24 protein-coding genes are annotated in these 24,154 nt (G+C 56.8%); 18 read left to right on the forward strand and 6 right to left on the reverse strand.

Annotation, left to right across the window (positions count from 1 at the left end; genetic code table 11):
• Positions 1 to 51: 51 nt before the first annotated feature.
• On the reverse strand, positions 52 to 519 hold the full coding sequence (gene yigI, locus BJ885_RS22935; RefSeq protein WP_008501538.1) for an acyl-CoA thioesterase YigI: 468 nt from the start codon (positions 517 to 519) through the stop codon (positions 52 to 54).
• A 163-nt stretch (positions 520 to 682) separates the two neighbouring features.
• Between yigI and pldA the strand changes: the two genes are divergently transcribed.
• The 3 genes from pldA to rhtC all read left to right on the forward strand — a co-directional run bounded on the left by pldA (position 683) and on the right by rhtC (position 4,154).
• Complete coding sequence (gene pldA / locus BJ885_RS22940) at positions 683 to 1,552, forward strand: phospholipase A (RefSeq protein ID WP_023333803.1); 870 nt, start codon at positions 683 to 685, stop codon at positions 1,550 to 1,552.
• Between the two features lie 90 nt (positions 1,553 to 1,642).
• Positions 1,643 to 3,472, forward strand: a complete 1,830-nt coding sequence (gene recQ, locus BJ885_RS22945) for an ATP-dependent DNA helicase RecQ (RefSeq protein ID WP_121930892.1) — start codon at positions 1,643 to 1,645, stop codon at positions 3,470 to 3,472.
• A gap of 61 nt (positions 3,473 to 3,533) precedes the next feature.
• On the forward strand, positions 3,534 to 4,154 hold the full coding sequence (rhtC, locus tag BJ885_RS22950) for a threonine export protein RhtC (RefSeq protein WP_121930891.1): 621 nt from the start codon (positions 3,534 to 3,536) through the stop codon (positions 4,152 to 4,154).
• On the opposite strand, the gene rhtB is transcribed toward rhtC, so the two are convergent.
• Positions 4,151 to 4,771 carry a homoserine/homoserine lactone efflux protein gene (gene rhtB, locus BJ885_RS22955; protein WP_008501533.1) on the reverse strand — a complete coding sequence of 207 codons (621 nt, stop codon included), beginning with the start codon at positions 4,769 to 4,771 and terminating at the stop codon, positions 4,151 to 4,153. The genes rhtC and rhtB overlap by 4 nt on opposite strands.
• Positions 4,772 to 4,881: 110 nt before the next feature.
• On the opposite strand from rhtB, the gene pldB reads away from it, so the two are divergent.
• The 3 genes from pldB to BJ885_RS22970 all read left to right on the forward strand — a co-directional run bounded on the left by pldB (position 4,882) and on the right by BJ885_RS22970 (position 7,688).
• Positions 4,882 to 5,874 carry a lysophospholipase L2 gene (pldB, locus tag BJ885_RS22960; protein WP_024907990.1) on the forward strand — a complete coding sequence of 331 codons (993 nt, stop codon included), beginning with the start codon at positions 4,882 to 4,884 and terminating at the stop codon, positions 5,872 to 5,874.
• A gap of 31 nt (positions 5,875 to 5,905) precedes the next feature.
• Positions 5,906 to 6,706 (forward strand): sugar/pyridoxal phosphate phosphatase YigL, encoded by an 801-nt coding sequence (gene yigL, locus BJ885_RS22965; RefSeq protein WP_024907991.1) that lies wholly within the window; start codon positions 5,906 to 5,908, stop codon positions 6,704 to 6,706.
• Positions 6,707 to 6,788: 82 nt separating this feature from the next.
• A complete protein-coding gene (locus BJ885_RS22970; protein WP_121930890.1) occupies positions 6,789 to 7,688 on the forward strand; it encodes a carboxylate/amino acid/amine transporter in 900 nt (299 codons plus the stop codon).
• Here BJ885_RS22970 and metR read toward each other — a convergent pair.
• Positions 7,576 to 8,529, reverse strand: coding sequence for an HTH-type transcriptional regulator MetR (metR, locus tag BJ885_RS22975; RefSeq protein WP_023333797.1), 954 nt, complete (start codon positions 8,527 to 8,529; stop codon positions 7,576 to 7,578). The genes BJ885_RS22970 and metR overlap by 113 nt on opposite strands.
• Positions 8,530 to 8,644: 115 nt before the next feature.
• Between metR and metE the strand changes: the two genes are divergently transcribed.
• Entirely contained in the window at positions 8,645 to 10,906 is a 2,262-nt protein-coding gene (gene metE, locus BJ885_RS22980; protein ID WP_121930889.1) for a 5-methyltetrahydropteroyltriglutamate--homocysteine S-methyltransferase, read from the forward strand.
• Positions 10,907 to 10,954: 48 nt separating this feature from the next.
• On the opposite strand, the gene BJ885_RS22985 is transcribed toward metE, so the two are convergent.
• Positions 10,955 to 11,761, reverse strand: coding sequence for a dienelactone hydrolase family protein (locus BJ885_RS22985; protein ID WP_023333795.1), 807 nt, complete (start codon positions 11,759 to 11,761; stop codon positions 10,955 to 10,957).
• Between the two features lie 256 nt (positions 11,762 to 12,017).
• Here BJ885_RS22985 and udp point away from each other — a divergent pair, with 256 nt between their 5' ends.
• From udp to tatD, 9 genes are all read left to right on the forward strand, one after another.
• Positions 12,018 to 12,779, forward strand: coding sequence for a uridine phosphorylase (gene udp / locus BJ885_RS22990; protein ID WP_003860792.1), 762 nt, complete (start codon positions 12,018 to 12,020; stop codon positions 12,777 to 12,779).
• Positions 12,780 to 12,919: 140 nt separating this feature from the next.
• The gene (rmuC, locus tag BJ885_RS22995) at positions 12,920 to 14,377 is read left to right on the forward strand and encodes a DNA recombination protein RmuC (protein ID WP_121930888.1); all 1,458 of its coding nucleotides are present in this window, start codon (positions 12,920 to 12,922) and stop codon (positions 14,375 to 14,377) included.
• A gap of 66 nt (positions 14,378 to 14,443) precedes the next feature.
• Entirely contained in the window at positions 14,444 to 15,199 is a 756-nt protein-coding gene (gene ubiE, locus BJ885_RS23000; RefSeq protein ID WP_023309612.1) for a bifunctional demethylmenaquinone methyltransferase/2-methoxy-6-polyprenyl-1,4-benzoquinol methylase UbiE, read from the forward strand.
• 13 nt (positions 15,200 to 15,212) lie between these two features.
• Positions 15,213 to 15,818, forward strand: coding sequence for a ubiquinone biosynthesis protein UbiJ (gene ubiJ, locus BJ885_RS23005; protein WP_121930887.1), 606 nt, complete (start codon positions 15,213 to 15,215; stop codon positions 15,816 to 15,818).
• Entirely contained in the window at positions 15,815 to 17,455 is a 1,641-nt protein-coding gene (gene ubiB, locus BJ885_RS23010) for a ubiquinone biosynthesis regulatory protein kinase UbiB (protein ID WP_121930886.1), read from the forward strand. The genes ubiJ and ubiB overlap by 4 nt, the downstream gene beginning before the upstream one ends.
• 76 nt (positions 17,456 to 17,531) lie before the next feature.
• Complete coding sequence (gene tatA / locus BJ885_RS23015; RefSeq protein WP_121930885.1) at positions 17,532 to 17,786, forward strand: Sec-independent protein translocase subunit TatA; 255 nt, start codon at positions 17,532 to 17,534, stop codon at positions 17,784 to 17,786.
• 3 nt (positions 17,787 to 17,789) lie between these two features.
• A complete protein-coding gene (gene tatB / locus BJ885_RS23020) occupies positions 17,790 to 18,332 on the forward strand; it encodes a Sec-independent protein translocase protein TatB (RefSeq protein WP_121930884.1) in 543 nt (180 codons plus the stop codon).
• A 2-nt stretch (positions 18,333 to 18,334) separates the two neighbouring features.
• Complete coding sequence (gene tatC / locus BJ885_RS23025; RefSeq protein ID WP_023309607.1) at positions 18,335 to 19,105, forward strand: Sec-independent protein translocase subunit TatC; 771 nt, start codon at positions 18,335 to 18,337, stop codon at positions 19,103 to 19,105.
• 41 nt (positions 19,106 to 19,146) lie between these two features.
• Complete coding sequence (gene tatD / locus BJ885_RS23030) at positions 19,147 to 19,929, forward strand: 3'-5' ssDNA/RNA exonuclease TatD (RefSeq protein WP_121930883.1); 783 nt, start codon at positions 19,147 to 19,149, stop codon at positions 19,927 to 19,929.
• On the opposite strand, the gene rfaH is transcribed toward tatD, so the two are convergent.
• Positions 19,926 to 20,417 carry a transcription/translation regulatory transformer protein RfaH gene (rfaH, locus tag BJ885_RS23035; RefSeq protein WP_023309605.1) on the reverse strand — a complete coding sequence of 164 codons (492 nt, stop codon included), beginning with the start codon at positions 20,415 to 20,417 and terminating at the stop codon, positions 19,926 to 19,928. The two genes, tatD and rfaH, sit on opposite strands and share 4 nt — an antisense overlap.
• A gap of 173 nt (positions 20,418 to 20,590) precedes the next feature.
• On the opposite strand from rfaH, the gene ubiD reads away from it, so the two are divergent.
• Positions 20,591 to 22,081, forward strand: coding sequence for a 4-hydroxy-3-polyprenylbenzoate decarboxylase (ubiD, locus tag BJ885_RS23040; protein ID WP_162269347.1), 1,491 nt, complete (start codon positions 20,591 to 20,593; stop codon positions 22,079 to 22,081).
• A gap of 42 nt (positions 22,082 to 22,123) precedes the next feature.
• Complete coding sequence (gene fre / locus BJ885_RS23045; protein ID WP_008501516.1) at positions 22,124 to 22,825, forward strand: NAD(P)H-flavin reductase; 702 nt, start codon at positions 22,124 to 22,126, stop codon at positions 22,823 to 22,825.
• 161 nt (positions 22,826 to 22,986) lie between these two features.
• Here the strand turns inward: fre and fadA are convergent, their stop codons facing one another.
• Positions 22,987 to 24,150: an acetyl-CoA C-acyltransferase FadA gene (fadA, locus tag BJ885_RS23050; RefSeq protein ID WP_121930882.1), complete on the reverse strand. Its 1,164-nt coding sequence runs from the start codon at positions 24,148 to 24,150 to the stop codon at positions 22,987 to 22,989.
• Between the last annotated feature and the right edge of the window lie 4 nt (positions 24,151 to 24,154).

Consider the following 24,154-nt stretch of genomic DNA (forward strand, 5'->3'; position numbering starts at 1 on the left):
CGGGAAAATCCGTTACAAAAAAGTGAATTAATTTTACCCGATTTTGCCGCCTCAACCCACCATATAAGTGGCGGTTGCGCTGGCGATATACACCTGTTCTTCGTTGTGTAATTCAACGCGCGCCACGGCAACTTTATTTCCCGCGCGCAGCAGGCTGCTGGTACAGGTAAAGCGATTTCCGCGCCCCGGGCGAAGATAGTCGACGCGCAAATCAATGGTGCCCATACGCGCCAGACGCTGGCGGAGTTCGTCTTCGTTGATGGTGTCATGGCGGGTCAGCGTACTGCCCACGCAGACCAGACCTGCCGCCACGTCCAGCGCGGAGGCAATCACGCCGCCGTGCAAAATACTTTGCGCCCAGTTACCCACCATCATCGGCTGGTTGTTGAAGCTCAGCTGGGCAAAGTCTTTCTCGTAACGCTCCAGCTCCAGTCCCAGCGCGCGGTTAAACGGCATATGGTAAACAAAAATCTCGCCCACGAGTTTTAAAACTTCTTCGGCGGTAAGCATGGCTGACATGAGGCATCACATCCTTATTGTTAACGAAATGTTGATTTTATGCCTCGACAACAAGGAATTCCACTTTCAGAAACGAGGATGCAGCAGTTGTCGCAGAAGTCTGTAGAATGTTCGCCACATAACTATTCAGCTAATTTTACTCTTTTGCAGGAGAACACCACCGATGCGGACGTATCTGGCCTGGTTACTGGCGGCGGTTGCGCTGCCCCTCACAGCATATGCGCAGGAAGCGACGATTAAAGAGGTGCATGATAAACCTGCCGTTCACGGTAGCATTATCGCGAACCTTCTTCAGGAGCATGACAATCCGTTCACGCTCTATCCGTATGACACCAACTACGTAATTTATACCCAGACCAGCGATCTCAACAAAGAGGCGATAAGCTCCTATAACTGGTCTGATAATGCGCGTAAAGATGAGGTGAAGTTCCAGCTCAGCCTCGCGTTCCCGTTCTGGCGCGGTATTCTGGGGCCTAACTCGGTGCTCGGGGCGTCTTACACCCAAAAATCCTGGTGGCAGCTGTCTAACAGCGGAGAGTCCTCGCCGTTCCGTGAAACCAACTATGAGCCGCAGCTGTTCCTCGGTTTTGCAACGGATTATGAGTTTGCGGGCTGGACGCTGCGTGACGTCGAAGTGGGCTTTAACCACGATTCCAACGGTCGCTCTGACCCGACATCCCGCAGCTGGAACCGCGCCTATACGCGTCTGATGGCGCAGAACGGTAATTGGATGGTGGAAGTGAAGCCGTGGTATGTGGTGGGCGAAACCGATGATAACCCGGATATCACCAAATATATGGGCTACTACCAGCTCAAAGTCGGCTATCAGTTGGGTGATGCCGTGCTCAGCGCCAAAGGCCAGTACAACTGGAACACCGGCTACGGCGGTGCGGAAGTGGGCTTAAGCTATCCAATGACGAAGCATGTCCGCATCTATACTCAGGTGTACAGCGGTTACGGCGAGTCGCTTATCGATTACAACTTCAACCAGACCCGCGTCGGCGTGGGCGTGATGCTGAACGATATTCTCTAGGCTGTTCGAATGTTTTTGCGTTAAACGTTGAAGTTTCTCTCTCAGGCGCTGAAAATAGCGCCTGTTTCATTTCTGGCATATGGGGTTAACGTGGCGCAGGCGGAAGTATTGAATCAGGAGTCGCTGGCTAAACAGGTTTTGCATGAAACCTTTGGCTACCAGCAGTTCCGCCCCGGCCAGGAAACCATCATTGAAACGGTGCTGGAAGGTCGTGATTGCCTGGTGGTGATGCCGACCGGCGGCGGTAAGTCCCTCTGTTATCAGGTGCCCGCGCTGGTGCTTAACGGCCTGACGGTCGTGGTATCCCCTCTCATTTCTCTGATGAAAGACCAGGTTGACCAGCTGCTCGCCAACGGCGTGGCGGCAGCCTGTCTTAACTCCACGCAAACCCGGGAGCAGCAGCAAGAGGTGATGGCCGGGTGCCGCACCGGGCAGATCCGCCTGCTGTATATCGCCCCGGAACGCCTGATGCTGGATAACTTCCTCGACCATCTTGCGCACTGGAACCCGGTGCTGCTGGCGGTAGATGAAGCGCACTGTATTTCCCAGTGGGGACACGATTTCCGCCCGGAATACGCTGCCCTCGGCCAGCTGCGTCAGCGCTTCCCCGAGCTGCCGTTTATGGCGCTTACCGCGACGGCGGATGACACCACGCGGCTCGATATCGTTCGCCTGCTCGGGCTGAACGACCCCTATATTCAGGTCAGCAGCTTCGACCGCCCTAACATCCGCTATATGCTGATGGAAAAGTTCAAGCCGCTGGATCAGCTCCTGCGCTACGTCCAGGAGCAGCGCGGCAAGTCCGGCATCATCTACTGCAACAGCCGTGCGAAGGTGGAAGACACCGCCGCGCGTCTGCAAAACCGAGGCTTTAGCGCCGCCGCGTATCACGCCGGGTTAGAGAACCACATCCGTGCCGACGTGCAGGAAAAATTCCAGCGCGACGACCTGCAAATCGTCGTCGCGACGGTGGCGTTCGGAATGGGCATCAACAAGCCCAACGTGCGCTTTGTGGTGCATTTCGACATCCCGCGCAATATCGAATCCTACTACCAGGAAACCGGACGCGCCGGGCGTGACGGGCTGCCTGCGGAAGCGATGCTGTTTTACGATCCGGCCGATATGGCGTGGCTGCGCCGCTGTCTGGAAGAGAAACCGCAGGGACAGCTGCAGGATATCGAGCGCCACAAGCTCAACGCGATGGGCGCGTTTGCCGAAGCGCAAACCTGCCGTCGTCTGGTGCTGCTCAACTACTTTGGTGAAGGGCGCCAGGAGCCGTGCGGCAACTGCGATATCTGCCTCGATCCGCCAAAGCAGTACGATGGCCTGATGGACGCGCGTAAGGCGCTCTCGACCATTTACCGTGTGAATCAACGCTTCGGGATGGGCTACGTGGTGGAGGTGCTGCGCGGCGCCAATAACCAGCGTATCCGCGATATGGGCCACGACAAGCTGCCGGTCTACGGTATTGGCAAGGAGCAGAGCCACGAGCACTGGGTGAGTATTATTCGCCAGCTGATCCACCTCGGCTTCGCCACGCAGAACATTGCCCAACACTCCGCCCTGCAGCTGACCGAGGCGGCGCGTCCGGTCCTGCGCGGAGACGTCGAACTCAAGCTCGCCGTACCGCGCTTCATCGCCCTGAAGCCGCGCGTGATGCAGAAATCCTACGGCGGCAACTACGACCGCAAGCTGTTCGCCAAACTGCGCAAGCTGCGTAAAGCCATCGCCGACGAAGAAAACATCCCGCCTTACGTGGTGTTTAACGACGCGACGCTGATCGAGATGGCCGAGCAAATGCCGCTCAGCGCCAGCGAGATGCTCAGCGTCAACGGCGTGGGAACACGCAAGCTGGAGCGCTTCGGTAAAGAGTTTATGGCGCTCATCCGCTCTCACGCCGACGGTGATGATGAGGAGTAGTCAGCCGGGCGAAAAAGTGCCAGGATGATGACTCACTAAATTATTTCCTCGCGAGCTAATTATGTTAATGCTATTTCTCACCGTGGCGTTAGTGCACATCGTTGCGCTGATGAGCCCCGGCCCGGACTTTTTCTTCGTATCACAAACGGCCGTCAGCCGCTCCCGCAAAGAGGCGATGATGGGCGTGCTCGGTATCACCATGGGCGTTATGGTCTGGGCGGCCGTTGCGCTGCTCGGTCTGAACCTTATCCTGGCGAAGATGGCCTGGCTGCATAACATCATTATGGTCGGCGGCGGGCTGTACCTGTGCTGGATGGGCTACCAGATGCTGCGCGGGGCGTTGAAGAAAGAAGAGAAAAAACCGCAAGAGCCAAAGGTCGAGCTGGCAACGGGCGGCCGCAGCTTTGTAAAAGGGCTGCTGACCAATCTGGCGAACCCGAAAGCCATTATCTATTTCGGCTCGGTGTTCTCGCTGTTTGTCGGCGATAGCGTCGGCACTGGCGCACGCTGGGGCATTTTCCTGCTGATCGTCGTTGAAACCTTTGCCTGGTTTACCATCGTGGCCAGCCTGTTTGCCTTACCGGCGATGCGTCGCGGCTATCAGCGTATCGCGAAGTGGATTGACGGCTTCGCCGGCGCGCTGTTCGCCGGCTTCGGCATTCATCTCATCATTTCTCGCTAAGCATGACGCGCTGACGCAAGCAGCGCGCCAACCAGCATAAACAGCGAGCCAAAGACTTTATTCAGGGCCTTCATCTGCTTAGGCCCTTTAATCCACGCCGCAATTCGCTGCGCCAGCGTCGCGTAACCAATCATCACGATGATATCGACGATAATGGTGGTCGCGCCCAGCACCACGTACTGCATCACCTGGGGCTGATGCGGAACGATAAACTGCGGGAACAGCGCGGCGAGGAAAACGATGCTCTTCGGGTTGGTCAGGTTGACGAACACTGCGCGCTTAAACAGATGGCCGCGGTTTTGCGTCTGGGCGAGCGTATTCAGGTTGATGGAGCCCGCCGCGCGCCACTGCTGGATGCCGAGCCAAATCAGATACGCTGCCCCGGCCCATTTCAGCACCTCAAAGGCCAGCACGGAGCGGGAGAACAGGGTCCCCAGACCGATCCCGACCAGCACAATATGAATGCCCAGCCCGGTCTGCAAACCGGCAATCGACGCCGCCGCACCGCGATAGCCGTGATTGATGGAGGTGGTCATGGTGTTAATAGCCCCCGAACCCGGAGAAAGGCTGAGGATAATGGATGTCAGCAGGTAGGCGAACCACCATTCAAAGGTCATTTGAAACTCCCGAACCGTCTATTTTTATGCCACAATACGCTATTATTGAGTCATTTTGTGACCGGTGACGAAAAAAACGATATTCCCTGGATTACGTGAGTGGAAACCCAATGTTTCAGCAGAAAAAGGACTGGGAAACACGAGAAAACGCTTTTGCTGCTTTCTCTATGGGGCCGCTGACCGATTTCTGGCGGCAGCGTGAGGAAGATGAGTTTACGGGCGTCGGCGATATTCCGGTACGCTTTGTGCGTTTTCACGATAAGAAAAATGACCGGGTCATTGTTGTCTGCCCCGGGCGTATTGAGAGCTATATCAAATACGCCGAACTGGCCTATGACCTGTTCCATCTGGGCTTCGATGTGTTGATTATCGATCACCGCGGGCAGGGGCTTTCTGGCCGCCTGCTATCGGATACGCATCGCGGCCACGTGGATAACTTCAGCGATTACGTCGACGATCTCGCCGCGTTCTGGCAGCAGGAGGTCGAGCCCGGCCCCTGGCGGAAGCGCTATATTCTGGCGCATTCAATGGGCGGCGCGATTTCAACGCTGTTTTTACAGCGCCACGCGCACCAGTGCGACGCCATTGCGCTCACCGCGCCGATGTATGGCATCGTCATGCGTTTTCCTGACTGGATGGTGCGTCATATTCTTGACTGGGCTGAGGGCCATCAGCGCATTCGAGAAGGCTATGCCATCGGGACGGGGCGCTGGCGCGCACTGCCGTTTGCGATGAACGTGCTGACCCACAGCCGACAGCGCTATCGTCGTAACCTGCGTTTTTATGCCGATGAACCGCGCCTGCGCGTGGGCGGTCCGACCTATCACTGGGTGCGGGAAGGTATTCTTGCCGGTGAGCAGGTGCTGGCTGGCGTCGGCAATGACGACACGCCAACGCTCCTGATTCAGGCTGAAGAAGAGCGTGTGGTGGATAACCGCATGCATGACCGTTATTGCGAACTGCGCGCTGCCGCCGGTCACCCTTGTGAAGGGGGAAAACCGCTGGTCATTAACGGCGCGTACCATGAGATCCTTTTTGAAAAGGACGCTATGCGCTCAGTCGCGCTCAACGCCATTGTTGAATTTTTCAACAGGCATAATTGATTTTTGTTTTCCACCAGAGGTTGAAATCCCTATGTACCAGGTTGTTGCATCTGATTTAGATGGCACGCTGCTTTCCCCCGACCACACCCTCTCGCCTTACGCGAAAGAGACCTTAAAACTCCTGACCGCCCGTGGCGTGAACTTCGTGTTTGCCACCGGTCGCCACCACGTGGACGTGGGGCAGATCCGCGATAATCTGGAAATCAAATCGTACATGATCACCTCCAACGGTGCCCGCGTGCACGATACTGACGGCAACCTGATCTTTACCCACAACCTGGATCGCGATATTGCCGCCGATCTGTTTGGCGTGGTGCATAACAACCCGGCTATCGTCACTAACGTTTACCGCGACGACGACTGGTTTATGAACCGCCACCGTCCGGACGAAATGCGTTTCTTCAAGGAAGCGGTATTCAACTACTCCCTTTACGAACCTGGCCTGCTGGAGCCGGAAGGGATCAGCAAGGTGTTCTTCACCTGTGACAGCCACGAAGAGCTGCTCCCGCTGGAACAGGCGATCAACGCCCGCTGGGGCGATCGCGTCAACGTGAGCTTCTCAACCCTGACCTGCCTGGAAGTGATGGCGGGGGGCGTCTCCAAGGGTCACGCGCTGGAAGCCGTCGCGAAACGCCTGGGCTTCGAGCTGAAGGACTGCATCGCCTTTGGTGACGGCATGAACGACGCCGAGATGCTTTCGATGGCAGGCAAGGGCTGCATTATGGAGAATGCGCACCAGCGTCTGAAAGATCTGCACCCGGAGCTGGAAGTGATCGGCACCAACGCAGACAACGCGGTGCCGAAGTATCTGCGCAAACTGTTCCTTGAATAATCTTCATTTGGTTGTTTATTGCTCAGATGTCAACTAAAGAGTTCGCTACAATGCCTCTCCTTCTTTTTGAGAGACAAGCATTGTGGCGCTACTCATTATCACCACTATTCTGTGGGCCTTCTCCTTTAGCCTGATTGGCGAATACCTTGCCGGTTCGGTCGACAGCTACTTCTCGGTGCTGATGCGCGTGGGGCTGGCGGCGCTGGTGTTCCTGCCGTTTCTGCGCACGCGCGGGCAATCGCTGAAAACGATTGTGCTGTACATGCTGGTGGGGGCGATGCAGCTCGGCATCATGTACTTGTTCAGCTTCCGGGCCTATGTCTACCTGTCTGTCTCCGAATTCCTGCTCTTTACCGTGCTGACGCCGCTCTATATCACGCTGATTTACGACCTGCTCAGCAGGCGCCGCCTGCGCTGGGGATACCTGCTTAGCGCGGCGCTGGCGGTGATCGGCGCGGCGATTATTCGCTATGACAAAGTCAGCGATCACTTCTGGACCGGGCTGATGTTCGTCCAGCTCGCCAACATCAGTTTTGCCATCGGCATGGTGGGCTACAAACGTCTGATGGAAACCCGTCCGATGCCGCAGCATAACGCGTTCGCCTGGTTTTATATGGGCGCCGCAATTGTCGCGGTGGCGGCGTGGTTTATGCTCGGTAACCCGCAAAAACTGCCGACCACGACCGTGCAGTGGGGCGTTCTGGTCTGGCTGGGCGTGGTGGCGTCAGGGCTGGGGTACTTCATGTGGAACTACGGCGCTACGCAGGTAGACGCCGGTACGCTGGGGATCATGAACAACGTGCATGTCCCGGCAGGGCTGCTGGTTAACCTCGCCATCTGGCAGCAACAGCCGCACTGGCCGAGCTTCATTATTGGGGGAGCGGTGATCCTGGCTTCGCTGTGGGTCCATCGCCGATGGGTCGCTCCGCGCTCCGCACAAAGGGAAGATGGTCGCACGCGTGGTTCCGCGCTGAGCGAATAAACGCCTCCGTGATCGGCTGACGCTGCTCGCCATCGCGCACGGCGGCGTACAGTCGGCTCCACAGTCCTTCACCCAGGGTTTTGGTCTGCACCAGACCCTGGCGTTCAAAACTCTCCACCACCCAGTGCGGCAGCGCCGCGATACCCATTCTGGCCGCCACCATCTGAATCAGCAGCAGCGTGTTATCCACACTTTTCAGCTGCGGGCTAATGCCTGCGGGCTGCAGGAAGTGACGCCAGATATCCAGACGACTGCGCTGGACCGGATAAATCAGCAGCGTTTCCGTCGCCAGGTCTTCCGGCGTGATGCGCGTTTTGGTCGCCAGCGGATGGTCCGGGGCCAGCACCAGGCGCACTTCATAATCAAACATCGGCGAATAGTGCAGGCCGCTGCGCGGCAGGATGTCAGAGGTCATCACCAGGTCCAGCTCGCCCTGCTGCAGCGACGGCTGCGGGTCAAAGGTCACGCCGGATTTGAAGTCCATCTCCACCTGCGGCCACTTCTGACGGAAGTTCTCAAGCGCGGGGGTCAGCCACTGAATACAGCTGTGGCACTCAATGGCGATACGCAGCTTGGTCTGCTGCGGTTCGTTACACGCCTGCAGCGCGCTGGCGATTTGCGGCAGCACCTGATTCGCCAGCTGAAGAAGAATTTCACCCTGAGGCGTAAAGCGCAGGGGCTGGCTCTTACGCACAAAAAGACGGAAGCCGAGGCGTTGTTCCAGATCGCTGAACTGGTGAGAAAGGGCGGACTGGGTCTGGTGCAGCGTGGCCGCAGCCGCCGCGAGCGAGCCGCAGTTCCGCAACGCTTGTAGCGTTTTCAGGTGTTTAATCTCGATCATGAAAGTCCTTCACTTCGCCATGAACATATTGCGCTTGAGGAATATACAGTACCTGCCAATTATAGAGGTGTAAACATCTGGACGTCTAAATAACGAATTTCACAAGGGGCATACCATGACAATCCGCAATCACACTCTCGGTTTCCCTCGCGTTGGCCTGCGTCGCGAGCTGAAAAAAGCGCAAGAAAGCTACTGGGCGGGGAACGCCACCCGTGAAGAGCTGCTGGCGGTGGGTCGCGAGCTGCGCGCCCGCCACTGGGAGCAGCAAAAACAGGCGGGCATTGACCTGCTGCCGGTGGGCGATTTCGCCTGGTACGACCATGTTCTGACGACCAGCCTGCTGCTTGGCAACGTGCCGGCTCGTCATCAGAACAAAGATGGATCGGTAGATATCGATACCCTGTTCCGCATCGGCCGCGGCCGCGCGCCAACGGGGGAGCCAGCGGCAGCGGCGGAAATGACCAAGTGGTTCAACACCAACTATCACTATATGGTGCCGGAGTTCGTGAAAGGTCAGCAGTTCAGGCTGACCTGGACGCAGCTTCTGGACGAGGTGGACGAAGCGCTGGCGCTGGGTCATCAGGTGAAGCCCGTATTGCTCGGGCCGGTAACCTATCTGTGGCTGGGCAAAGTGAAAGGTGAGCCGTTTGACCGACTCAGCCTGCTGAAGGATATCTTGCCGGTCTACAAGCAGGTGCTGATTGAGCTGGGCAAGCGCGGCATTCAGTGGGTACAAATCGACGAACCGGCGCTGGTGCTTGAGCTGCCGCAGGAATGGCTCGATGCCTTCAAACCGGCGTATGACGCGCTCACCGGGCAGGTGAAGCTGCTGCTCACTACCTATTTCGAAGGCGTGACGCCAAACCTGAAGACCATTAACGCGCTGCCGGTGCAGGGCCTGCACGTTGACCTCGTACACGGTAAAGATGATGTGGCGGAGCTGCACAAGCGCCTGCCAGCGGACTGGCTGCTTTCCGCCGGGCTGATTAACGGTCGTAACGTCTGGCGCGCCGATCTCACCGAGAAATATGCACAAATCAAAGACATCGTCGGCAAACGTGAGCTTTGGGTGGCCTCTTCCTGTTCCCTGCTGCACAGCCCGATCGATCTGAGCGTGGAAACGCGTCTGGATGCCGAGGTGAAAAGCTGGTTTGCCTTCGCCCTGCAAAAATGCGAAGAGCTGACGCTGCTGCGCGACGCGCTGAACGGCGGCGATACGGCGGCGATTACCGAATGGAGCGCACCGATTCAGGCGCGTCGCCACTCTGCGCGCGTGCACAACCCGGCGGTGGAAAAACGCCTGGCGGCCATCACCGCTCAGGACAGCCAGCGCCAGAGCCCGTACGAGGTGCGTGCTGAAGCGCAGCGCGCCCGTTTCAACCTGCCCGCCTGGCCGACAACGACTATCGGCTCTTTCCCGCAAACTACGGAGATCCGCGGCCTGCGTCTGGACTTCAAAAAGGGCAATCTGGATGCGAATCACTACCGCACCGGTATTGCGGAACACATCAAGCAGGCGATTATCGAGCAGGAACGCCTGGGGCTGGACGTGCTGGTGCACGGCGAGGCCGAGCGTAACGACATGGTGGAATACTTTGGTGAGCACCTGGACGGCTTTGTCTTTACCCAAAACGGCTGGGTGCAGAGCTATGGCTCCCGCTGCGTGAAGCCGCCTGTGGTCATTGGTGACGTCAGCCGCCCGGAAGCGATCACCGTGGAGTGGGCGAAGTATGCCCAGTCCCTGACCGACAAGCCGGTAAAAGGGATGCTCACCGGTCCGGTGACCATTCTCTGCTGGTCGTTCCCGCGTGAAGACGTGACCCGTGAAACCATCGCCAAACAGATAGCCCTGGCGCTGCGTGATGAAGTGGCCGATCTGGAAGCGGCAGGTATTGGCATTATCCAGATTGACGAGCCGGCGCTGCGTGAAGGCCTGCCGCTGCGCCGCAGCGACTGGGACGCCTACCTGCAGTGGGGCGTGGAAGCGTTCCGCATTAACGCCGCGGTGGCGAAGGACGACACGCAGATCCACACCCACATGTGCTACTGCGAATTTAACGACATCATGGATTCGATTGCCGCGCTGGACGCCGACGTGATCACCATCGAGACCTCGCGTTCGGATATGGAGCTGCTGGAGTCGTTTGAAGAGTTCGACTACCCGAATGAAATCGGGCCGGGCGTGTACGACATTCACTCCCCGAACGTGCCGAGCGTGGAGTGGATAGAAGCCCTGCTGAAAAAAGCGGCCCAGCGCATTCCGGCAGAGCGCCTGTGGGTGAACCCGGACTGCGGACTGAAAACCCGCGGCTGGCCGGAGACGCGTGCGGCGCTCGCCAACATGGTGAAGGCGGCGCAGAATTTGCGTCAGGCGTAGTGGTGTTAGATTGCCCGGTAAGGCGAAGCCGCCACCGGGCTTTTTGCTTTATGCTTTCTTCCCGCCGTACTGGCTAAACCACGCCAGCATCCGCTGCCAGCCATCTTTGGCTGATTCAGCGTGATAGCTCGGACGATAATCGGCGTTAAACGCATGCCCGGCATCCGGGTAGACCACAATCTCCGCCTTCGCATTTGCCGCACGGAGCGCATGGCGCATGGTCTCTACCGAATCAAGCGAAATACCGGTGTCCTGTCCGCCGTAAAGCCCTAACACGGGGGCATTTAACTCGGTGGCGATATCGACGGGATGTTTCGGTGAATTCAGCGTTTTTTCACCCACCAGTTTGCCGTACCAGGCGACAGCGGCTTTGAGCTGCGGGTTATGCGCGGCATACAGCCAGCTAATGCGCCCGCCCCAGCAGAAACCGGTGACCAGCAGACGATGCGGATCGCCGCCGTTGCGCGCCGCCCAGCTGGCGACGTGGTCGAGATCGGCCAGCACCTGCGCGTCCGGGACTTTGCTGACCAGGTTGCTGAGCAATGTTGGAATATCGCTGTAGTCGTTCGGATCGCCCTGACGGAAGTAGAGCTCTGGCGCAACGGCCAGATACCCTTCCAGCGCCAGCCGGCGGCAGAGGTCGCGAATGTGTTCGTGAACACCAAATATCTCCTGAATCACAATCACGATGGGCAGCGGGCCGTCTGCCGATTTTGGCCGTGCGTGATAAGCAGGCATATTCTCCCCCTGCGAGGGAATGGAGGTCTCACCCGCGGTAATTGCCGCTTCTGGCGTCGACACGATGGTTGAAGCATGCGGAGCCGCAGCAGGTGCAAATCCGGTTTTTTCAGTCATGGCATTCTCCGTACCAATGAGTTAGCGCAAAGGTAAATATAGACACCAGGTTAACAACTCACAGTGCCTTAAACGGTCTATCTTTTGTGCAGCACCTGGCGATATAACTTGTTAATGTGATGTAAGTCACTATTTAATGGAAATTAACTGCAATCATTTTCATTCATGGTGAGGTGTGTCACGAAATTCTGCGTAGTGCTTCTGTAAAGTACCGTTTTACTTCTTCTGACTAACCGACCCACAGAGGAGTCACCCTATGTCTAAGTCTGATGTTTTTCATCTCGGCCTCACTAAAAACGATTTACAAGGGGCTACGCTCGCTATCGTCCCCGGCGATCCTGAGCGTGTGGAAAAGATCGCCGCGCTGATGGATAAGCCGGTCAAGCTGGCTGCCCATCGTGAGTTCACCACCTGGCGCGCAGAGCTGGATGGCAAAGCGGTGATCGTGTGCTCTACCGGTATCGGTGGTCCGTCTACGTCTATTGCTGTTGAAGAGCTTGCACAGCTGGGCATCCGTACTTTCCTGCGTATCGGTACCACCGGCGCTATCCAGCCGCACATCAACGTCGGCGACGTGCTGGTCACGACCGCCTCCGTCCGTCTGGACGGTGCAAGCCTGCACTTTGCACCGATGGAATTCCCGGCAGTGGCTGATTTCGAATGCACCACCGCGCTGGTTGAAGCCGCGAAGTCCGTAGGCGCAACCACCCACGTGGGCGTAACCGCCTCTTCCGACACCTTCTACCCGGGCCAGGAGCGTTACGACACCTTCTCAGGCCGCGTGGTAAGCCGTTTCAAAGGCTCAATGGAGGAGTGGCAGTCCATGGGCGTGATGAACTACGAAATGGAATCCGCAACGCTGCTGACCATGTGCGCAAGCCAGGGTCTGCGTGCCGGTATGGTGGCGGGCGTTATCGTCAACCGTACCCAGCAGGAGATCCCGAACGCCGAAACCATGAAGCAGACCGAAAGTCATGCGGTGAAAATCGTGGTTGAAGCCGCGCGTCGTCTGATCTAGTCCTCTCCTTTCGAAATCAAAGGCCGACACGTTCGGCCTTTATTTTTTGCGTAGCGCCTCGCAGGAAATCCCTTTCAAACTGGACGTTTATACAGCACAATCTTATTTTGTGCGGGTAATACGTTGATGCAGGGGGCATTGTGGATATCTCAGTCCTGATTTATGCGGTGATTGCGCTGGCGGGTGTGGCGATAGGCTGGCTCATTTCCAGCTATCAGCATGCACAGCAGAAGGCCGACCAGCTGGCAGAGCGTGAAGAGATAGTCGCTGAATTAAGTGCGGCAAAGCAGCAGCTTGCGCTGAGTGACCACTGGCGAGAGGAGTGCGAGCTGCTCAATAACGAGCTGCGCAACCTGCGAGATATCAACACCTCGCTGGAGGCCGATCTCCGCGAAGTGACTACCCGCCTTGAATCCACCCAGCTGCACGCGGAAGACAAAATCCGCCAGATGATCAACAGCGAGCAGCGCCTCAGCGAACAGTTTGAGAACCTCGCCAACCGTATTTTCGAGCACAGCAACCGCCGCGTTGATGAACAGAACCGCCAGAGCCTGAACAGCCTGCTGACGCCCCTGCGCGAACAGCTTGACGGTTTTCGTCGTCAGGTGCAGGACAGCTTTGGGCAGGAGGCGCGCGAGCGTCACACGCTGGCGCATGAGATTCGCAATCTCCAGCAGCTGAATGCCCAGATGGCGCAGGAAGCGGTCAACCTGACCCGAGCGCTGAAAGGGGATAACAAAACCCAGGGCAACTGGGGAGAAGTGGTGCTGACCCGCGTGCTGGAAGCCTCTGGCCTGCGGGAAGGATATGAATACGAAACGCAGGTGAGTATCGAAAACGACGCCCGCTCGCGTATGCAGCCGGATGTGATTGTGCGGCTGCCGCAGGGTAAAGATGTGGTGATTGATGCCAAAATGACGCTGGTGGCCTATGAGCGCTACTTCAACGCCGAAGATGACTACATCCGCGAATCGGCGCTGCAGGAGCACATTGCCTCCGTGCGTAACCACATTCGCCTGCTCGGCAGAAAAGACTACCAGCAGTTGCCGGGTCTCCGCTCGCTGGACTATGTCCTGATGTTTATCCCGGTAGAACCCGCGTTTCTGCTGGCACTCGACAGACAGCCTGAGCTTATCACTGAAGCGCTCAAAAATAACATTATGCTGGTCAGCCCCACCACGCTGCTGGTGGCGTTACGCACCATTGCGAACCTGTGGCGCTATGAGCACCAGAGCCGCAACGCGCAGCAGATTGCCGATCGCGCCAGCAAGCTTTACGACAAAATGCGCCTTTTCGTGGACGACATGTCCTCAGTCGGGCAGAGCCTCGATCGTGCGCAGGATAACTACCGTCAGGCGATGAAAAAACTTGCCTCCGGACGCGGCAATCTGCTGGCACAGGCCGAATCATTCCGCAGCCTGGGAGTTGAGGTTAAACGCGAGATTAATCCGGAATTGGTCGAACAGGCCACCGCCCAGGACGACGAGTTTCGCCTGCGAGAAGGGGCAGACGAACAAAAGACAAACAGTGAAGACAACACGTTAGCGGCGGATTTATCACCAGACGAGGCTCCAGCGCGTTTCTTTCGCGGTGGTTGAAACGTAGGGCAAACGCGCCCAATCTGTTACACTTCACGAACATTTTACTGATAAGCAGGCTCTAAGATGGCTGACGATTCACAAGACACAACGCACTTTGGCTTTCAGACTGTCGCCAAAGCGCAGAAAGCTGACATGGTGGCCCACGTATTTCATTCCGTGGCGGCGAAGTACGATGTGATGAATGACCTGATGTCGTTCGGCATTCATCGCTTGTGGAAGCGCTTCACCATTGACTGTAGCGGCGTTCGACGTGGACAAACGGTGCTGGACTTAGCCGGCGGCACGGGCGATTTAACCGCGAAGTTCTCCCGTCTGGTGGGCGAAACCGGTCGCGTTGTTCTTGCCGATATTAATGACTCCATGCTGAAAATGGGACGCGAAAAGCTGCGTAACATCGGCGTGGTGGGGAATGTGGAATATGTGCAGGCAAACGCCGAAGCGCTGCCATTCCCGGATAATACCTTTGACTGCATCACGATCTCTTTCGGTCTGCGTAACGTGACCGATAAAGAAAAAGCGCTGCGCTCCATGTACCGCGTGCTGAAGCCGGGTGGACGTCTGCTGGTGCTCGAGTTCTCTAAACCGATCATTGAGCCGCTGAGCAAAGCCTACGACGCCTATTCCTTCCACGTGCTGCCGCGTATTGGCGAGCTGGTAGCTAACGACGCTGAAAGCTACCGCTATCTGGCAGAATCTATCCGTATGCACCCGGATCAGGACACATTAAAAGCCATGATGCAGGATGCAGAATTTGAGAACGTTGAATATTTCAACCTGACGGCGGGCGTCGTCGCGCTGCATCGCGGTTACAAATTCTGAGTGGAGGTGTCCCGTGCCCTTTAAACCCTTAGTCTCCGCAGGCGTCGAGAATGTACTGAACGCTTTTCTGTATCGCGCTCCGGCGCTGAAAGCTGCACGTCAGCGGCTAAACGGGAAGGTATTGCGCATTGTTTTAAAAGAGTTCTCGGCGCCGCTTGTGCTGGTATTCAACGAACGTCAGCTTGACGTTCTGGGGGCGTGGGAAGGTGAAGCCGACTGCTCGGTCATCACGCACATGAGCGTGCTGCCAAAACTGCGCGATCGCCAGCAATTAACGGCGCTTATCCGCAGCGGTGAGCTGGAAGTGGAAGGCGACATTCAGGTCGTGCAGAACTTCGTTGCGCTCACCGATCTGGCGGAGTTCGATCCGGCAGAGCTGCTTGCGCCTTTTATCGGCGACATCGCCGCCGAAGGCATCGGGAAAGTCCTTCATGGTGGCGCCTCCTTTGCGCGTAAAAGCCTTCAGCGCCAGCAACGCTATGCGGCGGAAGTGCTGACTGAGGAGTGGCGAATGGCGCCCGGGGCACTGGAAGTTGCATGGTTTGCGGAAGAGACCGCTGCTGTTGAACGTGCGGTTGACGCGTTAACCAAACGGCTGGAAAAACTGGAGGGCAAATGACGCCTGGTGAAATTCGGCGCCTCTATTTTATTATTCGCACCTTTTTGAGCTACGGGCTCGACGAGCTTATCCCCAAAATGCGTATCACGCTGCCGCTTCGTATCTGGCGGCGGATGCTGTTCTGGATGCCCAATCGCCATAAAGGTCAACCGCTGGGTGAGCGTCTGCGCCTGGCGCTGCAGGAGCTCGGTCCGGTTTGGATTAAATTCGGACAGATGCTGTCGACCCGCCGCGATCTCTTCCCGCCTCTCATTGCCGATGAGCTCGCGATGCTGCAGGATCGCGTCGCACCGTTTGACGGCGCGCGCGCGAAAAAGCAGATTGAAGAGGCGATGGGGAATGTACCCGTCGAGACCTGGTTCGACGATTTCGACATTAAGCCACTGGCGTCGGCCTCAATCGCGCAGGTGCACACCGCGCGTTTGAAAGAAAACGGCAAAGAAGTCGTTATTAAGGTCATTCGACCGGACATCCTGCCCATCATCAAAGCGGACATGAAGCTGATTTATCGTCTGGCGCGCTGGGTACCACGCCTGCTGCCGGACGGGCGTCGCCTTCGTCCAATGGAAGTGGTGCGGGAATATGAAAAAACGCTGATTGATGAGCTTAATCTGCTGCGCGAATCGGCAAACGCCATTCAGCTGCGTCGCAACTTTGAAAACAGCCCGATGCTCTATGTACCTGAAGTCTATTCTGACTACTGCAGCCAGGACATGATGGTGATGGAGCGTATCTACGGTATTCCGGTTTCGGATGTGGTGGCCCTGGAGAAACAGGGAACGAACATGAAGCTCCTGGCCGAACGTGGCGTACAGGTCTTCTTTACCCAGGTATTCCGCGACAGCTTTTTCCATGCGGACATGCACCCGGGCAATATCTTCGTGAGCTACGAACACCCTGAGGATCCGAAGTATATCGGGATCGACTGCGGGATTGTGGGGTCGCTGAACAAAGAAGATAAACGGTATCTGGCAGAAAATTTCATCGCGTTCTTCAACCGCGACTACCGTAAAGTGGCCGAGCTGCACGTTGATTCCGGCTGGGTGCCGCCGGATACCAACGTCGAAGAGTTCGAGTTCGCGATCCGGACAGTTTGTGAACCGATTTTTGAAAAACCGCTGGCGGAAATCTCCTTCGGGCACGTACTGTTAAACCTGTTTAATACGGCTCGCCGCTTTAATATGGAAGTTCAGCCACAGCTAGTTTTACTCCAGAAAACATTACTTTACGTTGAGGGTGTAGGCCGACAGCTCTATCCTCAGTTAGACTTGTGGAAGACCGCGAAACCTTTCCTTGAATCCTGGATTAAGGATCAGGTTGGCATTCCGGCGCTGGTGCGCTCGCTGAAAGAGAAAGGTCCGTTCTGGATAGAAAAAATGCCTGAAATTCCTGAACTGGTTTATGACAGTTTGCGTCAGAGCAAGAACCTTCAGCACAGCATGGATAAAATCGCCCGCGAGCTTCAGTCCAGCCGTGTTCGCCAGGGACAGTCACGCTATCTCTTTGGAATTGGCGCAACGCTGCTGCTGAGCGGTACGCTGCTGCTGATCAACCGTCCGGACTGGCAGATGATGCCCGCCTGGCTGATGGCTGGCGGGGTGGTAGTCTGGCTAGCAGGCTGGCGAAAAACGCGCTGAGCGTGCGTCGCTATCGACGGGTCGCATACGTATAATGCGATCTGACTCATTAATCATCTATCCCTGAGGAACATGTATGGGTGGTATCAGTATCTGGCAATTGTTGATCATTGCCGTCATTGTCGTGCTGCTGTTTGGCACCAAAAAGCTCGGTTCTATTGGTTCCGATCTGGGCGCGTCTATCAAAGGCTTCAAGAAAGCGATGAGCGATGATGAGACCAAGCAGGATAAAACCAGCCAGGACGCTGATTTTACTGCTAAATCCATCGCCGATAAGCAAGAAGAAGCCAAAAAGGATGACGCTAAACGCCACGATAAAGAGCAGGTGTAAGTCGTGTTCGACATTGGTTTTGGTGAGCTCCTGCTGGTCTTTGTGATTGGCCTGATTGTGCTGGGGCCGCAGCGTCTGCCGGTGGCAGTGAAAACCGTTGCGGGATGGGTTCGTGCGCTGAGATCGCTGGCATCGACCGTTCAGAATGAACTGGCGCAGGAGCTTAAGCTGCAGGAATTTCAGGAAAGCCTGAAAAAGGTCGAGAAGGCGAGCATGGATAACCTGACGCCGGAACTGAAAGCGTCAATGGATGAGCTGCGCGAAGCGGCGGAATCGATGAAGCGCTCCTATAGCGTTAACGATCCTGAAAAAGCGAGCGATGAAGCGAACACCATCCATAATCCGGTGGTGAAGGGCAGCGAGGAGCAGCGCGAGGGCATAACGCCTGCCAGTGCTGAACATCAGGCTGCCGCGCCAGAGCAGACGCCGCAGGAAACCGAAGTGAAAAAACAGGCGCAGCCGGAAGAGCCGGTAGCAAAAACGGCGGAAGTGAAGCCCGCTGCGTCTGTTTCCGAACCCTCCCCCTCGTCGAGTGATAAAGCGTAAACATGGCAGTAGATGATACTCAACCGCTGATTACGCACCTCATTGAGCTGCGTAAGCGCCTGTTAAACTGCATTATTGCGGTTTTACTCATATTCCTGTGCCTGGTCTATTTTGCCAACGACATCTATCAGGTGGTTTCTGCGCCGCTGATCAAGCAGATGCCGCTGGGCGCAACGATGATTGCAACAGACGTTGCTTCTCCGTTCTTTACCCCCATCAAGCTGACCTTCTGGGTGTCGTTGATTGCCTCTGCACCGGTCATTCTTTACCAGGTGTGGGCGTTTGTGGCGCCAGCGCTGTATAAGCATGAACGCAAGCTGGTGATCCCGCTGCTGGTGTCCAGCTCGCTGCTGTTCTATATCGGGATGGCGTTTGCCTACTTCGTTGTCTTCCCGCTGGCCTTCGGCTTCCTGACGCATACCGCGCCGGAAGGGGTCCAGGTGTCAACGGATATCGCCAGCTACCTCAGCTTTGTGATGGCGCTGTTTATGGCGTTTGGCGTGGCATTCGAAGTGCCGGTGGCCATTGTGCTGCTTTGCTGGGTAGGGGTAACCACCCCGGATGACCTGCGTAAGAAGCGTCCGTATATCCTGGTGGGCGCCTTTGTGGTCGGCATGCTGCTGACGCCGCCGGACGTGTTCTCGCAGACGCTGCTGGCCATACCGATGTACTGTCTGTTTGAGGTCGGCGTATTCTTCTCGCGTTTCTACGTGGGTAAAGGACGTCGAGCGGATGACGAAGACGATACGTCCGACAAGACCACTGAAGAGTAAAACCAGCCGCCCGTCAGGGCGGTTGTTATATGGGGATTTGCATGTTTGATATCGGACTTAACCTGACCAGCTCGCAGTTTGCGAAAGATCGTGATGAGGTGGTTGCGCGCGCGTTTGCAGCCGGGGTGAAAGGGCTGCTGCTGACAGGCACCAACCTGCATGAGAGCGAGCAGGCGCAGCAGCTGGCGCAACGCTACGATCGCTGTTGGTCTACGGCCGGCGTGCATCCTCACGACAGCAGCCAGTGGACCCCGGAAAGCGGCGACACCCTGTACAGGCTGGCGAAGACGCCAGACGTTGTGGCGATCGGCGAATGCGGTCTCGATTTCAACCGTAACTTTTCCACGCCTGAAGAGCAGGAAAAGGCGTTCACTGCCCAGCTTGCGCTGGCGGCAGAGCTTGGAATGCCCGTATTTATGCACTGCCGCGACGCGCATGAGCGTTTCCTGGCACTTCTGGATCCGTGGCTGGATAAACTGCCCGGCGCGGTACTGCACTGCTTCACCGGTTCACGGCAGGAAGCGCTGGATTGCCTGAAGCGAGGGCTTTATCTGGGTATTACCGGCTGGGTTTGCGATGAGCGTCGCGGGCTTGAACTTCGTGAGCTGTTGCCGGTAATCCCTGCTGACCGGCTACTCCTTGAAACCGATGCGCCTTATCTGCTACCGCGCGATATGAAGCCCAAACCGGCATCGCGGCGAAATGAGCCCGCGTATCTGGGGCACATTGTTGAGAGCGTTGCGAAGTGGCGCGGAGAGGATCCGCACTGGCTTTCGGCGCAGACGGATGACAACGTGCGTAATCTGTTCGGGATAAACGTTTAAAGTTTGCGGAAGTCGGTGTTTTTAACGCTCTGCAGCACCTGCTTGTTCAGCAGATTGAGCAACAGCATAGAGCGCGCTTCCCCGTCCGGCTCGGCAAAAATCGCCTGCAGGCCTTCGAAAGCGCCTTCGGTAATCACGACGCTATCGCCGGTGTAAGGGGTTTCGGGATCGGTGATCCCTTCAGGCTGTTGATAAATCGACAGCTGATGAATGACCGTCGACGGAACCGTTGCCGGGTGGGCGCCAAAACGAACGAAGTGGCTAACGCCGCGCGTTGCGCTGATGGTGGTGGTGTGGATGACTTCCGGGTCGAACTCCACGAACAGGTAGTTCGGGAACAACGGCTCACTGACGGTTGTGCGCTTCCCGCGCTGCATTTTTTCAAGCGTGATCACGGGTGTCAGGCAATTGACAGACTGACGTTCAAGATGTTCCTGCGCGCGCTGAAGTTGCCCGCGTTTGCAATACAGTAAATACCAGGCCTGCATAATCACTCTTTCCCTTAGTTCGGGGCGCAAGCATATCAAAACCCTGGCGGGATCGCTAAGTTGATTATAATGGGGGAAAATGGAACAGAACGCATAAGTTCACGCTTATTTAACAAAATTACAGCATCAAGCAGGCATACGCCGTATAATGAAGCGCTTACAGAGAGGCCATGATTAACTGCATGAAATACCACGATCTCCGCGACTTCCTGACGCTGCTGGAAAAGCAGGGTGAACTCAAACGTATTACACTTCCTGTTGATCCTTATCTGGAGATGACAGAAATTGCTGACCGCACCCTGCGTGCCGGTGGCCCCGCATTACTGTTTGAAAATCCAAAAGGTTACTCAATGCCGGTGCTGTGCAACCTGTTTGGTACACCGCGTCGTGTTGCATTGGGGATGGGACAGGAAGACGTCACGGCGCTGCGTGAAGTCGGTAAACTGCTGGCGTTTCTGAAAGAGCCGGAGCCACCGAAAGGCTTCCGCGATCTGTTCGACAAACTGCCGCAGTTTAAGCAGGTGCTGAACATGCCTACCAAACGTCTGCGCGGCGCGCCGTGCCAGCAGAAAGTGCTGGAAGGCGATGCGGTTGATCTGACCAAAATCCCTATCATGCAGTGCTGGCCTGAAGATGCCGCTCCGCTTATCACCTGGGGGCTGACCGTTACGCGCGGCCCGCACAAAGAGCGGCAAAACCTCGGTATTTACCGCCAGCAGTTGATTGGCAAGAATAAACTCATTATGCGCTGGCTGTCGCATCGCGGCGGCGCGCTGGATTTCCAGGAGTGGTGCGCTGCGCATCCGGGGGAACGTTTCCCGGTGTCTGTCGCCTTAGGCGCCGATCCGGCCACCATTCTGGGAGCCGTCACCCCCGTGCCGGATACCCTTTCTGAATATGCGTTTGCAGGCCTGCTGCGCGGAACGAAAACCGAAGTCGTGAAGTGTATTTCTAACGATCTCGAAGTTCCGGCCAGTGCGGAAATTGTGCTGGAAGGTTACCTTGAGCAGGGTGAAATGGCGCCAGAAGGCCCTTACGGCGACCACACCGGCTATTACAACGAAGTGGATAACTTCCCGGTGTTCACCGTGACGCACATTACGCAGCGTGAAGATGCGATTTATCACTCCACGTATACCGGACGTCCACCGGACGAACCGGCGGTGCTGGGCGTGGCGCTGAACGAAGTGTTTGTGCCAATTCTGCAAAAGCAGTTCCCGGAAATTGTTGATTTTTATCTGCCGCCTGAAGGATGCTCGTATCGCATGGCGGTGGTCACGATGAAGAAGCAGTATCCTGGCCATGCTAAACGCGTGATGATGGGCGTATGGTCTTTCCTGCGCCAGTTTATGTATACCAAATTTGTTATTGTCTGCGATGATGACGTTAACGCCCGCGACTGGAATGACGTAATCTGGGCCATTACCACGCGAATGGACCCGGCGCGAGACACGGTGTTAGTCGAAAACACGCCGATAGATTACCTGGATTTTGCCTCGCCGGTTTCCGGTCTTGGCTCAAAGATGGGACTGGATGCCACAAATAAATGGCCTGGCGAAACCGACCGTGAATGGGGTCGCCCGATCAAAAAAGATCCTGCAGTGACCGCGCGAATTGACGCGATCTGGGACGAGCTGGCCATAATGAATAACGGTAAACCCTGAGCTGACCGTTAAGCCCTATAGACTTCCCGACAGAGAGAGCGAATGACAACCTTAAGCTGTAAAGTGACCTCGGTAGATGCCATCACCGACACCGTATATCGCGTCCGTTTAGTGCCAGAAGCGCCATTCTCTTTCCGCGCGGGTCAGTACCTGATGGTTGTGATGGATGAGCGTGATAAGCGTCCTTTCTCTATGGCCTCAACGCCAGCGGAGCAGGAATTTATTGAGCTTCATATTGGTGCGTCAGAGCTTAACCTGTATGCGATGGCGGTGATGGATCGGATCCTGAAGGAACGTGAAATCGTAGTGGATATTCCGCACGGTGATGCGTGGCTGCGCGATGACGAAGACCGTCCGCTGATCCTGATCGCTGGCGGTACGGGCTTCTCTTATGTGCGCTCTATTCTGTTGACCGCACTGGCGCGAAACCCGGACCGCGACATCACCATTTACTGGGGTGGCCGCGAAGAGAAACATCTGTACGACCTGTCTGAACTGGAAGCGCTGAGCGTAACTCATCCTAACCTGCGTATTGAGCCGGTGGTTGAGCAGCCGGAAGAGGGCTGGCGTGGTCGTAGTGGGACGGTGCTGACGGCGGTGCTGCAGGATCATGGCACGCTGGCAGGGCACGATATCTATATCGCTGGCCGTTTTGAGATGGCGAAAATTGCCCGTGACCTGTTCTGTAACGAACGTGACGCGCGTGAAGACCGCCTGTTCGGCGATGCGTTTGCCTTCATTTAAATAAAAAACCCGCCCCTGACAGGCGGGAAGAACGGCAACTAAACTCTCTCTCTTCGCCAATGACGCCACTGGCGGCGAGATACCTCTCGTAGGCCGGGAAAGCGCAGCGCCTCCCGGCAAAAGCCCGATGGCGCGATGCTTATCGGGCCTACGTTATAGCCTTACACTCTCTCAAACACCGTCGCGATACCCTGACCCAGCCCGATACACATCGTTGCCAGACCAAACTGGGCATCTTTGCGTTCCATCAGGTTAATCAGCGTTGTGCTGATACGCGCTCCGGAGCAGCCCAGCGGGTGACCGAGGGCGATCGCGCCGCCGTTGAGGTTAATCTTCTCGTCGATCTGCTCCATCAGCCCCAGATCCTTAATGCACGGCAGGATCTGCGCGGCGAACGCTTCGTTCATTTCGAACAGGTCGATGTCGCTGGAGGTTAATCCCGCTTTTTTCAGCGCCAGCTTCGAGGCCGGAACCGGGCCGTAGCCCATGATTGAAGGATCGCAGCCCACGACCGCCATCGAACGTACCCGAGCACGAGGGGTTAAGCCCAGCTCGCGGGCGCGGCTTTCGCTCATCACCAGCATCGCGGCGGCACCGTCTGACAGCGCCGACGAAGTACCTGCCGTTACCGTACCGGTGACCGGATCAAACGCAGGGCGCAGTGTGGAAAGCGCTTCTACGGTGGTTTCCGGGCGGATGACTTCGTCGTAGCTGAACTGCTTCAGTACGCCGTCTGCGTCGTGACCGCCGGTCGGGATGATCTCATTCTTAAAGGCACCGGACTGCGTCGCCGCCCATGCGCGAGCGTGAGAGCGCGCGGCAAAGGCATCCTGCATTTCACGGCTGATGCCGTGCAGACGAGAGAGCATCTCGGCGGTCAGACCCATCATCCCCGCGGCTTTCGCCACGTTACGGCTCATGCCCGGGTGGAAATCGACCCCGTGGCTCATCGGCACGTGGCCCATGTGCTCAACGCCGCCCACCAGGCAGGCCTGCGCATCACCGGTCATGATCATACGCGCCGCGTCGTGCAGCGCCTGCATTGATGAACCGCACAGGCGGTTCACGGTGACAGCCGGAACCGAATGCGGGATCTCCGCCAGCAGCGACGCGTTACGGGCGATGTTGAAACCTTGCTCCAGGGTCTGCTGCACGCAGCCCCAGTAGATATCGTCCAGCGCAGCAGGATCCAGCGCCGGGTTACGCGCCAGCAGGCTACGCATCAGGTGTGCGGAGAGGTCTTCCGCACGCACGTTACGGAATGCACCGCCTTTTGAACGGCCCATCGGGGTGCGAATCGCATCAACAATGACAACCTTTTCCATTGTG

The sequence above is a fragment of the Enterobacter sp. WP_7_1 genome (assembly GCF_003688535.1).
Classification (GTDB): domain Bacteria; phylum Pseudomonadota; class Gammaproteobacteria; order Enterobacterales; family Enterobacteriaceae; genus Enterobacter; species Enterobacter asburiae.

What these genes read in the sequence shown, in the direction of transcription:
- rhtC (WP_121930891.1), top strand. Translation starts at nt 3,534, where the DNA reads ATGTTAATGCTATTTCTCACCGTGGCGTTAGTGCACATCGTTGCGCTG.
- pldA (WP_023333803.1), top strand. Translation starts at nt 683, where the DNA reads ATGCGGACGTATCTGGCCTGGTTACTGGCGGCGGTTGCGCTGCCCCTC.
- yigI (WP_008501538.1), bottom strand. Translation starts at nt 519, where the DNA reads ATGTCAGCCATGCTTACCGCCGAAGAAGTTTTAAAACTCGTGGGCGAG.
- ubiE (WP_023309612.1), top strand. Translation starts at nt 14,444, where the DNA reads ATGGCTGACGATTCACAAGACACAACGCACTTTGGCTTTCAGACTGTC.
- metR (WP_023333797.1), bottom strand. Translation starts at nt 8,529, where the DNA reads ATGATCGAGATTAAACACCTGAAAACGCTACAAGCGTTGCGGAACTGC.
- tatC (WP_023309607.1), top strand. Translation starts at nt 18,335, where the DNA reads ATGGCAGTAGATGATACTCAACCGCTGATTACGCACCTCATTGAGCTG.
- tatD (WP_121930883.1), top strand. Translation starts at nt 19,147, where the DNA reads ATGTTTGATATCGGACTTAACCTGACCAGCTCGCAGTTTGCGAAAGAT.
- yigL (WP_024907991.1), top strand. Translation starts at nt 5,906, where the DNA reads ATGTACCAGGTTGTTGCATCTGATTTAGATGGCACGCTGCTTTCCCCC.
- udp (WP_003860792.1), top strand. Translation starts at nt 12,018, where the DNA reads ATGTCTAAGTCTGATGTTTTTCATCTCGGCCTCACTAAAAACGATTTA.
- pldB (WP_024907990.1), top strand. Translation starts at nt 4,882, where the DNA reads ATGTTTCAGCAGAAAAAGGACTGGGAAACACGAGAAAACGCTTTTGCT.
- rhtB (WP_008501533.1), bottom strand. Translation starts at nt 4,771, where the DNA reads ATGACCTTTGAATGGTGGTTCGCCTACCTGCTGACATCCATTATCCTC.
- tatA (WP_121930885.1), top strand. Translation starts at nt 17,532, where the DNA reads ATGGGTGGTATCAGTATCTGGCAATTGTTGATCATTGCCGTCATTGTC.
- rfaH (WP_023309605.1), bottom strand. Translation starts at nt 20,417, where the DNA reads ATGCAGGCCTGGTATTTACTGTATTGCAAACGCGGGCAACTTCAGCGC.
- fre (WP_008501516.1), top strand. Translation starts at nt 22,124, where the DNA reads ATGACAACCTTAAGCTGTAAAGTGACCTCGGTAGATGCCATCACCGAC.
- fadA (WP_121930882.1), bottom strand. Translation starts at nt 24,150, where the DNA reads ATGGAAAAGGTTGTCATTGTTGATGCGATTCGCACCCCGATGGGCCGT.
- ubiB (WP_121930886.1), top strand. Translation starts at nt 15,815, where the DNA reads ATGACGCCTGGTGAAATTCGGCGCCTCTATTTTATTATTCGCACCTTT.
- BJ885_RS22985 (WP_023333795.1), bottom strand. Translation starts at nt 11,761, where the DNA reads ATGACTGAAAAAACCGGATTTGCACCTGCTGCGGCTCCGCATGCTTCA.
- metE (WP_121930889.1), top strand. Translation starts at nt 8,645, where the DNA reads ATGACAATCCGCAATCACACTCTCGGTTTCCCTCGCGTTGGCCTGCGT.